8 protein-coding genes and 1 pseudogene are annotated in these 10,663 nt (G+C 35.7%); 5 read left to right on the forward strand and 4 right to left on the reverse strand.

Translation table 11 applies throughout. The features are described from left to right. Positions 1-28: 28 nt before the first annotated feature. A complete protein-coding gene (locus BUA89_RS14070; RefSeq protein ID WP_072959119.1) occupies positions 29-1,891 on the reverse strand; it encodes a CocE/NonD family hydrolase in 1,863 nt (620 codons plus the stop codon). Positions 1,892-2,286: 395 nt separating this feature from the next. Here BUA89_RS14070 and BUA89_RS14075 point away from each other — a divergent pair, with 395 nt between their 5' ends. Beyond that, positions 2,287-2,991, forward strand: a complete 705-nt coding sequence (locus BUA89_RS14075) for a DUF6261 family protein (RefSeq protein ID WP_072959122.1) — start codon at positions 2,287-2,289, stop codon at positions 2,989-2,991. 55 nt (positions 2,992-3,046) lie between these two features. Here the strand turns inward: BUA89_RS14075 and BUA89_RS14080 are convergent, their stop codons facing one another. From BUA89_RS14080 to BUA89_RS14090, 3 genes are all read right to left on the reverse strand, one after another. Next, entirely contained in the window at positions 3,047-5,761 is a 2,715-nt protein-coding gene (locus tag BUA89_RS14080) for a TonB-dependent receptor (protein ID WP_072959126.1), read from the reverse strand. A gap of 86 nt (positions 5,762-5,847) precedes the next feature. Next, positions 5,848-6,267, reverse strand: a complete 420-nt coding sequence (locus BUA89_RS14085; protein WP_072959130.1) for an SH3 domain-containing protein — start codon at positions 6,265-6,267, stop codon at positions 5,848-5,850. Between the two features lie 6 nt (positions 6,268-6,273). Next, entirely contained in the window at positions 6,274-6,765 is a 492-nt protein-coding gene (locus BUA89_RS14090; RefSeq protein WP_072959133.1) for a BON domain-containing protein, read from the reverse strand. Positions 6,766-6,987: 222 nt separating this feature from the next. Between BUA89_RS14090 and BUA89_RS14095 the strand changes: the two genes are divergently transcribed. From BUA89_RS14095 to BUA89_RS14110, 4 genes and pseudogenes are all read left to right on the forward strand, one after another. Next, complete coding sequence (locus BUA89_RS14095; protein ID WP_072959136.1) at positions 6,988-8,238, forward strand: dicarboxylate/amino acid:cation symporter; 1,251 nt, start codon at positions 6,988-6,990, stop codon at positions 8,236-8,238. A 196-nt stretch (positions 8,239-8,434) separates the two neighbouring features. Continuing rightward, positions 8,435-9,162: pseudogene (locus tag BUA89_RS14100) on the forward strand (phytanoyl-CoA dioxygenase family protein). Positions 9,163-9,277: 115 nt separating this feature from the next. Further along, entirely contained in the window at positions 9,278-9,847 is a 570-nt protein-coding gene (locus tag BUA89_RS14105) for a cob(I)yrinic acid a,c-diamide adenosyltransferase (RefSeq protein WP_072959140.1), read from the forward strand. Then, positions 9,837-10,466 (forward strand): thiamine diphosphokinase, encoded by a 630-nt coding sequence (locus BUA89_RS14110; RefSeq protein WP_072959144.1) that lies wholly within the window; start codon positions 9,837-9,839, stop codon positions 10,464-10,466. Before BUA89_RS14105 ends, BUA89_RS14110 begins: the two co-directional genes overlap by 11 nt. Positions 10,467-10,663 lie beyond the last annotated feature (197 nt).

Genomic DNA, 10,663 nt, shown 5'->3' on the forward strand with positions numbered 1-10,663 from the left:
CTGCCGCTTTTTTATTATATCAAATAGATTATTTTAAAACTTCAACTTCAATAGCGCTGTCATTAAAAACTTTAACAAACGCTTTGGTATAGTCTTCCTTCGTTGCAAAATTCGGATTATCCAGGAATTTCTGTGGATTGATGGCAAACAAAGGGAACCAGGTCGAAGAAATCTGAATCTGGATTTTATGTCCTTTCTTAAAAGTGTGAACCACGTCCTGCAATTTGAAATTCACAGCAGTTTTTTGGTTTGGGATTAATGCTTCAGCTTTTTCTCTCGAATTTCTGAATCTTGCCGGCATAATTTCACTTCTTACCATCTGATGATAATTTCCGTAGATCACCCCTTCTTTTTTTTCAGCAGGTTTAAAATCTTCAGGATATACATCGATTAATTTCACCGCAAAATCAGCGTCTGTAGAAGTGGAAGCGATATTTAATTTAGCCATAATCTCTCCAGCAAAAGTCATGTCTTCCGTTAAAGCTTCTGTTGTAAAGGTTAAAACATCCGGTCTTCCTTCTGCAAATCTCTGATCTTCCGACATATAATTTCTTGGGGTAAATCCGTTGAAATCTTTCAGATTATCGGAGCTTAAAACCGGATTGTTCGGATCGCTGTAATATTCTGATGAGCCCTGCCCTGCCGAATTTTTCAATGTACCGTCGGACAGATAAAAATTTACTTTTTTAGCTTCTTTTGGAGGGTACGTTGCAAATTCTCTCCATTGTTTTGCTCCGGTGTCATACATCAACGCTTCCGGTAAACCTGCATCCTGCTTTGCATTTCCTTTTAAATAATGATTAAAAAATTTCGTCTCTATATTTTTCTGGTAATACGTTGCAATGCTGTCTCCGAAATAGATCTGGTTATGGAAATGTTTTCCTTCTTCTCTTCCCCAGCCACCATGTGAAAATGGTCCCATTACAATGGTATTTTTTGCTTTCGGGCTTGTCTTCTCTATCGTTTTATAGATATTCAAAGGGCCGGAAAGATCTTCTGCATCAAACCATCCTCCGACAGTCATTACTGCATGATTTACATTTTTAAGATGAGGCAGAAGGCTTCTTTTCTGCCAGAATTCGTCGTAGTTGGTATGGTTCATAATTTCTGTCATGAAGAAATTATCCTTATAATATTTTTCGTAGCCGTCCTTTAATGTTCCCATATCCCTGTAGAATTTCAGGCCGTCCTCAGAAGTTACTTTTATCATAGAATCTGTGTACCATGCCTTGGTTTCAGGTTTTGTTTTCTGAACACCGAAAACCGGGAATGTTCTGAAATATCCCATCATAAATCTTCCGTTGTGAAGAAAATCGTCATTCCAGAAATCTGAAATCGGAGCCTGCGGGGAAGACGCCACCAAAGCCGGATGCTGTGCCAAAACACCTACCGCCGTATAAAACCCGGGATAAGAAGTTCCGTACTGCCCTACTTTTCCGTTATTGTCTTTGATGTTTTTAACCAGCCAATCTACCGTATCATATGTATCTGTGCTTTCATCAACATCTTTCTTCGTTTTTCTGTCTACCTGTGGAGTCATATTGGTGAAAGTTCCTTCGCTCATATATCTTCCCCGAACATCCTGAAACACAAAAATGTATTTATCCTTCATTAAAAACTGGTTCGGGCCAAGTTTCGTCCTGTATTCATTTTCACCATAAGGTGCAATGCTGTAGCAGGTTCTCTGCATCAGGAAAGGATATTTATTCTTACCGGAAATATCTTTCGGGATATAGGCAATTGTAAAAAGCTTTACCCCATCCCTCATCGTAATATAGAATTCTTTCTTGGTAAAATTGTCTTTCACAAAAGTATCCGCCGGCTGTTGGTTGTTCTGTGCATTTCCGAAAATAACGCACAAAATAAACAGAATTGAAAAATGAATCTTCATTATATAAAATTTGCCGCTAATGTAGAAATAAAATTTTTCTTTCAAAAAACAAAAAAAGACCCGGAAATTTCTTTCGGTCTGATCTTTTAAATGACATAGCAGGATGCTCGCGTTAGCGTGTGAAAAACTCTTAGCTTCAAAACATCTCAGCTTAATCTTCACATATTCCTGTTTTAGTTAAAACAATATTGTTTGTACTCTTACAGATTTCTGTTTTAATTAAGACATGCTTATTTACCCTTTCACAGAAATCTGTTTTAGGTAAAACAGGGGTATTTGTATTCTCACAGAAAACTTTTTTAATTCAAACAGAGGTATTTGTATTTAAATGGTAAAATATTTATATTTGATTTCAATGAATTCAAAATAATCATTAATAAAAACACATTTAAGTTATGAAAATCACATTATCAGAACTAAAAATTAAAGATTTAGCAACTTTAAGCCAAAGGATTATTCAAACTTCCAATTCAGGAAAACACCCCATTCTCAACAATCATCCTCTTATCACAGAACTTACTGCCCAATATGCCGGCTACGATGAGGTTTATACTAAACAGACTTTCAGCGGAAAAGGAAAAGATGTAGCTGTGGCAGACCATGAAAGGGATATGGCTTACAGTTCTCTGAAAGCTTTTTTAAACGGATATCGGCAGGTTGCTTCTGTCCCGAATGTTAAGGATGCTGAGGATCTCTATCAAGTTTTTGTACAGTTTGGGCTGGATCTCGACAGGCTGAGCTATTCTTCGCAAACGGCACAGATGAAAAAACTGATTGAAGCTCTGGAACTTCCTGCCAATGTACAGAAAATTGCCAATCTGCATCTATCCACCGCTTTTTCTGAGATGAAGACAAAACAGGTTTATTTTGAAGAAATTTTTCAGGAACAGGCAAAAGCAAATGCAGGACTGCGACAGATGCCGAGCGCCTCTTCTGTCCGACGAACTTTAGAAAATACTTTGAGATCTTATATCAATTTTCTTACAGCCATGAAGGATGTTGCAGAATGGAAAGAGATCTACAATGAAACTAATGAATTGGTGAAGGCCGCAAAACAGTCTTCAACAGCCAAAAAGAAAGAGGCCAGCGAACCTGAATGAAAAAGCAAAATAACCGGAAAATTTCTCCGGTTATTGTTTTTGTTCAGATGAATTTCTACATCTTTTTCCCTGCAAACTTATTTAGTTTCATCGTTAAAGAAAACATGACATATCTTTTCAAGATCAGATCTTCACGATCTTCTACATACGAAGCAGAGATCGTTCTTCTTACACTTTGGTTCTGGTTTAAAATATCATAAACCTTCACTCTTGCCGTAAACTGTTTCTTATAGAAAGAATATCCTACACCCGTATTCAGGAAATAAAAATCTCTTTTGAAACCGGGAGCAATATTGGAACTCGTATTGTACTGAAAATCATTTTCTAGAATCAAATTCGTTTTTAAGAAATAATTGGTGAGATCAAGCCTAAAAGTCTGGTATGTATTCTTAATGCTTTGTACTCTGTAATTTTCATAATCTGAAAAAGAATACGTAATGCTGTAAGAAGGTTTTACAATAATTTTATCCTTTCTGTCATACGTCAGATTAATCCCGGGGCTGAATACGTAAGAATTGCCGGTAAACATCTGCCCATCGATAAATCCGCGGTTGTATCTGTAATTTAAACTTGTTCTCGGATTAATGGCTAATTTATTGTTTCCCCACTTAAAAGTTTTGCCGAAACCACTGGAAATACTTGCCGTTTTATTCCCGCTGATGTTGGCATATCCTACAGATTGTTTTCCAAAATCATCATAATAGGAAAAATTGGTGGTATCATTATGATTGTAGCTGAAAACCAAACTTACATAATAATTCATGTTTTTCGGGACATTGAAATTACTGAAGTAAACGCTCGTTCTGTTGATCCAGGAATTTTTAAGATCAGGATTTCCTGTATAGGTTATCAGCGGATTGGAAGTATCCACATAAGGAATAAGCCTCGACGCCGAAGGAATACTGAAGTTTCCGGAATTATTGATATTTAGTCTTGAAGTCTTAGAAAACCTGTATTGTAACCCTGCATTATAATCAGGAAGAGTAAAATTTCTCTGCAGCTCATAATGTTCTCCATTAAAAACCGAACGGTAAGTAAGGTCTATAAAATCTACATTTGTATTGAGCCATGCATTGAATTTCTGTTTTGTTAGTTCAATATTCAACTGTGGAGAAAACTGATTGTTTTGTTCTTCAGAACTGTTGGACAAAGGAAGATTGTACTGAGAATACTGCCCCGTGATTTCATCAAAATCATTGACAATTCTTTCATTAACGGAACTCCTCGAATTGTAATTCACTCCGAAACTTATATTTAGTGAATCCGAGATAGGCTCGGTATATTTTGTACTGAAAAAATAATTACTGCTTTGCGATTTTGTTCTGCTTAATTGATTTCTCAGGTCTCTTTTATTAATATCCTCCGTTCCGTCTTCAATATAGAAAAGTGTCTGGGAATTCGTAAGACTTTTATTGTTGTTTTCGCTGATAGAAGTATTCAGATTAGTATCGAAAAATCTTCCTTTTTTTCTGAATTTTCTTGAATAATGAAGAAAGGAACCGAAATTATTACTTTCTGCTTCAGATTGTGCTGAAGACTGACTTTCATTCAAAAGTAAATCATCTCTGAAATTAATCGATTTTGAATTTCTAAAATTGGTGGTTTTGGCATGCGAAAATGATGGTGAAAAATAAATAACACTTAAAGTATCCGGTTTTATTTTCAGCGAGGTGTTAAAGTTATACTGCTCGGTATCGTTTTCCCCTTGATTTTCCGATTGGGTTTTCAGGTTATAATCAGAAAGAAAAGTGGTTTTCAAAATTTTTGAAGCCGTTTCCAGATTGGTATGGGTACGGGTGAGCCCCAGCGACTCGATGTCGATTTCCTTACTCAGCTGATCTCTGTAGTTTACCCCGACTGTCGTCGATTTCTGAAGTCCGTTCATAGGAGTTCCACCTGAAGAATTCCTTCTTGAGCTGTCCGAGTCATCATCCGATCCGCCTTGCGAATTGATATTATTGGACGAAGCGATGAGGCTTATACTGGTTTTCTCTTTAAAATAATTTAAAAATGCACTTCCGTCGTATCTTTTATCAGAACCATAGCCCACTTTGACCCTTGAAAGCAACCCTTTGTTTTTCTTTTCGTCAATGGTAAAGTTAATGGTTGTATTTTCAGATTTAGGTGTTTTTCCGGTAAATTCTTCTTCTTTGGTTTTTGTTGGTGTAAACTGAATATTTTTAATGATCTCTGCAGGAATATTTTTTAAGGCAATTTTTCCTTCTTTATCAAAAAAAGGCTTGCCGTTAATCATTATCTGATCGACACTTTTTCCGTTAACAGTAATTTTTCCGTCGTTATCGATTTCCACGCCATTGATATTTTTCAACAATTCATCAATATTGCTGTCGGGACGAACTTTAATCGCAGCAGCATTAAACTCAATCGTATCTTTCTTAATTTTTACGGGAGAAACTGTTATTTTAACCTCTTCAATATCCGTTACCTTACTTTTATCAAGCTCAATACTTCCCAATTCTATAGATTGGTTGATTTTATCAAATATTTTGGAATAAGGAATCAGTTTATCGGCATCAATTTTTAATACTGACGGCTCATTAATTTCGTTTGTTTTTAATGAAAATTTCCCTTCTTTATCAGTAGTGGAATAATTAATAACGGCCGAATCTTTTTGTTTTAACAGATAAACGGTAGCATTTTCCACAGGCTTCTTTTCAAAATCTGCCACTTTTCCGTTGACACTGAATTTTTGTGCATTCAGCAGTAAACAATTAAATAGAAATATCAGCAGCCATAAAATTTTCTTCATTCCATGTTTTTTGAAGGCGCTAAAATATAAAAAAACATCCCTGAATAGGGATGCTCATATTTTAAATAATGTTAAATTCTTTCGAATTAAGCTCTCAAATATCTTGAGTATGCATAACCTTCCTGCCCGTCGTCAGTTTTCACTTTCCACCAGTCATCAGAAGTCTGTTCAATCAATGTTACCGAAGCACCTTTTGCCGCTTTACCTACCACAGCAGCTTCTGTAGAAGGCTCTTGTCTGATATTCAGGTTAGATTCCTCCGTTGCCACTGTAAGCGCAGCGCCCGCAGCAAGACCAGAAACCTGTACATCGATATTGATATCTGAAGCAGAATAAGTAGAATCGATAGCGCCTAAAGCATTCCAAACGGCATCTTTTGCAGCAGTATTGGAAGCACTTCCCGAAACATAAAGAATTCCATCCTGCTCCTGAACCTGTAGATTAGAAATTCCTGCAGACTGAGCGGCAGAAACTACGCTTGAATATTTATCTTGTAATGTGCTCATATCGGATTACTTTACGGTTAATTTATTATTGTACTTACCAATTTTAAGGGCATCGATAGATTCTTTGATTTTTCTTGCATCAGCAGAAGAAACGTCTCCCGTAAGGGTAAGCTCTCCGTTTACCACTTCCACTTTTACAGAAGGGAAATCCTTAACAGCATCTTTTACTTTTTGCTGAACTTCAGGAGCAACCGCCGAAGTAGTTTCTACCGGAGCCGGAGCTGGAGTTGCAGGCGCAACACTAGCCATATCCATTACATCTTTTACACCGTTAATGGCTTTCAGTTGCTTGATCATTGCATCTTTTGCTTCTTTAGTCTCAAAAGTCCCGCTTAAGTGAGCAACACCTTCTTTTACTTCTACAGAAGCATTAGGGTTAGATACCACAATTGTAGTAGCCTGTGTTTGAAGATCAGCATCAGAAACTTTCTTCTTACACGAAACAGCCCCGAAAGATACAGCTACAGCCAATGCAGCCATTGCGATAGTTTTTTTCATAGTTGATATTTTTTTAATTTGTTAATACGAGTAAATGTAATAATAAAATCTATACCAAAACAATAAATAAAAAATATTTTCCGATAAAATTCTATATAATATTTTATCAATCAGATAATTAATTCTGGATAAAGATTAATTTAACATAAAATTAATCCTGTGTAAAATGAAATCTTGAACCAATTGTAAAAATATTATATTTGCGGAACTTGAATTATCTTTATGAAAGGACAAAATAAACTATTTATAGCTATTGTTATTGCACTCATCGTAGGTGTTGGTATTGGCGGATATGTTCATCTACAATATCCGGAAAGTGCAGAACCTTTTTCTAAAAATATAAAACTTCTGGGAACGGTGTTTATCCGTTTGGTTCAGATGATTATTGCACCATTGGTTTTTACAACTTTGGTGGTGGGTATTGCTAAAATGAGCGATATAAAAATGATCGGAAGAGTGGGAACAAAAGCAATGCTGTGGTTTATTTCCGCCTCTTTGGTTTCACTTTTTATCGGTTTGATGTTAGTTAACTGGCTGGAGCCAGGTCATGTTACCCAATTACCGATTCAGGATGCGGCTTCTGCAGAAGAATTGCTGAAAAGCAGTAAAGGATTTTCAATGGAAGATTTTGTAAAACATATCATTCCTAAAAGTATTTTTGAAGCTTTTGCCACCAATGAAGTTTTACAAATCGTAGTGTTCTCTATCATGTTCGGAATTGCTTTGGCGAATATGGGAGAAGAATATTCTCAACCTGTCATCAAACTATTCGACATCATTGCTCACGGAATCCTGAAAATGGTAGGATATATCATGTGGTTTGCACCGCTTGGAGTACTGGGAGCTATTGCTGCAGTGGTTGCCACCAACGGATTTGAAATATTTAAAGTTTACGCCATTTATTTAAGAGATTTCTTTTTTGCATTAGGAATTCTATGGCTGGCTCTTTTATTAGTAGGATATTTAATCTTAGGGAATCGCCTATTCGAATTACTAAGAAGAATTAAAGAACCTTTATTAATAGCGTTCTCCACTACAAGTTCGGAAGCGGTTTTTCCTAAATTAGTAGAAGAACTGGAAAGATTCGGGTGTAATAACAGAGTGGTATCTTTTATTTTACCGTTAGGATATTCATTCAATCTGGACGGAAGTATGATGTATATGACCTTTGCATCTATTTTCATCGCTCAGATTTACGGTATTGAAATGACTGTAGGACAGCAGATCACCATGCTTTTGGTATTAATGTTAACTTCAAAAGGAATTGCAGGAGTTCCCAGAGCTTCTTTAGTTATCATCGTAGCAACCTGTTCTATGTTTGGGATTCCGCCGGAAGGAATTGCCTTAATTCTACCGATCGACCACTTCTGTGATATGGGAAGAAGTATGACCAACGTCCTTGGAAATGCACTGGCAACTTCAGCCGTTTCCAAATGGGAAGGACAATTGGAAAATCATGGAGGGAAAATGTAAAAGTCAATTTAGCCTGGGCTAGTGAATGGTCGATAGTGAATTTTAATCTTCATTATTGACCATTTATTTTTTTGTTAATTCATTTAGTACAGTTATCATTTGCTAAGTTGGACGTCTTCGTTAACTAAAAATATTTTCTATCATTTAAAGAAATTCTTTGCGATCTTTGTGCTAAAAATAGATTCAGAACCATCAAATGAATTTACAACATCATAAAAACTCAATTACAGAAAACGGTTTTACTGTTATCAACCAAATTTTTTCAGTGGAAGAAATTCAAAAGATCAGTGATATCATTCAGAATATTGACACTTCGAAGGATACTTTCAGAAAATCAGAAGATTTATTTGCTATACGGCAGTTTCTAAAGGAAATTCCCGAAGTGAGGAAGGTCGTTTTTAATGAAAATATTAAAAAGATTATTAAAGAAATTTTTGGTGAAAAATATTTTGCGGTGAAAAGCATTTATTTTGATAAGCCTGAAAAATCAAACTGGTACGTGGCTTACCATCAGGATCTGACGATTTCTGTAGACAAAAATTAGAACTGGAAAATTTTGGTCCGTGGACAACCAAACAAAATCAGTTTGCCGTTCAGCCTCCTCTGGATATTCTTGAAAATATTTTCACCATAAGAATTCATTTGGACGATACCGATGAAAACAACCGCGCTTTAAAGGTTGTTCCAAAGTCTCATTCTAAAGGAATCTATAGACCCGAAACCATCGATTGGACAGTAGAAACCGAAGAAATATGCAGCGTAGAAAAAGGTGGTATAATGATCATGAAACCATTGCTGCTTCATGGATCCAACAGGACTACCAATGGGAAGAAAAGAAGAGTTATCCACATCGAATTCTCTGATCTGGAATTACCGGAAGAATTAAATTGGTCAGAAAGAATTACAGAATATTCTGTAGATTAAAAAATAACAAGTTCTCCTCTCCCATTTGATTTTTTCTTGAGTTATAAAATTGTTTTTCCAAGTCAAAAAATCATCAATCCTTTTCACATTCTTCAAAAAAAACTAATTTAGTAGAATGAAAATTTACACAAAAACAGGCGATAAAGGTCAGACTGCGTTGTACGGCGGAACGAGAGTTTCAAAAGCGAGTGCAAGAGTCGACAGCTACGGAAATATAGACGAACTGAATTCATTCATCGGAATTGCCAAAAGCCATATTGAGAATGAGGAAGTTTTAAGACAATTAAAAAAAATCCAGTTCGATTTATTTACGGTGGGCTCTGAAGCGGCAACACCAGTGGATAAATTAATGTTGGCAAACGGAAAATCGCGTTTACCATTGGTAATTTCAGAGATAGAAATCGAAGAGCTTGAAAACTGGATGGATGCTTTTGATGAAAAAGTAGAGCCGCTTCAATATTTCATTCTTCCCGGAGGTGGAAAACCTGCAACATTTTTGCATGCAGCACGTACAATTTGCAGAAGAGCAGAGCGTTCTTTGGTTTTCTTAAACGAATCGGAAGAAGTTCGTCCTGAGTTGATTAAATACTTGAACAGACTTTCAGATTATCTTTTTGTTTTAGCAAGATATATCTCGAAAATCAATAACGAACCGGAAGAATATTGGAATCCGAATGAACGATAAAGTATTGCTTTTCATCAACGGAGATGCTCCAAAATCTTTTCCGAACCCAGACGAATATGGCTTAATTGCCTGTACAGACGGTGCTTTTCATTATTTGAAAAATCTGAATTTCCCATTGAATACGTTAGATTTTATTTCCGGTGATTTCGATTCGCATTCGGGGAAAGATGAAAATATTTATGAAGAAAAATTCATTTACACCCCCGATCAGGATAAAACGGATTTTCATAAAGCCTTGGAAATTATTATTGAAAAAGGCTTTACAAATGTGGATGTTTTAGGTGGAAGTGGCGGTGAACAAGATCATTTTTTAGGAAATCTCACCGTAGCTTTTGGATTTAAGGATCAGTTAAACATAAAGTTTTATGACGATTTTTCTGAATATTATTTTGTTCCGAAAAATTTCATTGTAAAAGGTGTTAAAGACAAAATGATTTCACTATATCCTTTTCCGGCAGTTGAAAATATTACGACAAAAGGTTTGAATTGGCCGTTAATCAATGGGAATTTAAGTATTACTTCAAGAATCGGAACAAGAAACTTTGCTATAGAAGATGAGGTTTCTATCAAATATGAAAAAGGGGATTTGCTGATTTTTGTGGGGAAAAATTATTTGTAAGTTAAACACTAATTTCACGAATATATCCCAAATCGCTCAATTTAATTTTCATAATAAAATTAAAGAAAATAGCAGAATATTTGTAACATCGATGGGAACATTGTGTATTCTAAGACATATGCAAATTATATCTCACTAAATTTACGAAAGGTTCTTCTCTTTTTACAACGGCAAACATTCTGTAAACGAGTTTACAG

It is taken from the genome of Chryseobacterium arachidis (assembly GCF_900129245.1).
GTDB classification, from domain to species: Bacteria; Bacteroidota; Bacteroidia; order Flavobacteriales; family Weeksellaceae; genus Chryseobacterium; species Chryseobacterium arachidis.

Bases quoted from the DNA above. Each gene is read 5' to 3' on its own strand.
- BUA89_RS14080 (WP_072959126.1), bottom strand. From the start codon at position 5,761: ATGAAGAAAATTTTATGGCTGCTGATATTTCTATTTAATTGTTTACTG.
- BUA89_RS14090 (WP_072959133.1), bottom strand. From the start codon at position 6,765: ATGAAAAAAACTATCGCAATGGCTGCATTGGCTGTAGCTGTATCTTTC.
- BUA89_RS14095 (WP_072959136.1), top strand. From the start codon at position 6,988: ATGAAAGGACAAAATAAACTATTTATAGCTATTGTTATTGCACTCATC.
- BUA89_RS14105 (WP_072959140.1), top strand. From the start codon at position 9,278: ATGAAAATTTACACAAAAACAGGCGATAAAGGTCAGACTGCGTTGTAC.
- BUA89_RS14075 (WP_072959122.1), top strand. From the start codon at position 2,287: ATGAAAATCACATTATCAGAACTAAAAATTAAAGATTTAGCAACTTTA.
- BUA89_RS14085 (WP_072959130.1), bottom strand. From the start codon at position 6,267: ATGAGCACATTACAAGATAAATATTCAAGCGTAGTTTCTGCCGCTCAG.
- BUA89_RS14070 (WP_072959119.1), bottom strand. From the start codon at position 1,891: ATGAAGATTCATTTTTCAATTCTGTTTATTTTGTGCGTTATTTTCGGA.
- BUA89_RS14110 (WP_072959144.1), top strand. From the start codon at position 9,837: ATGAACGATAAAGTATTGCTTTTCATCAACGGAGATGCTCCAAAATCT.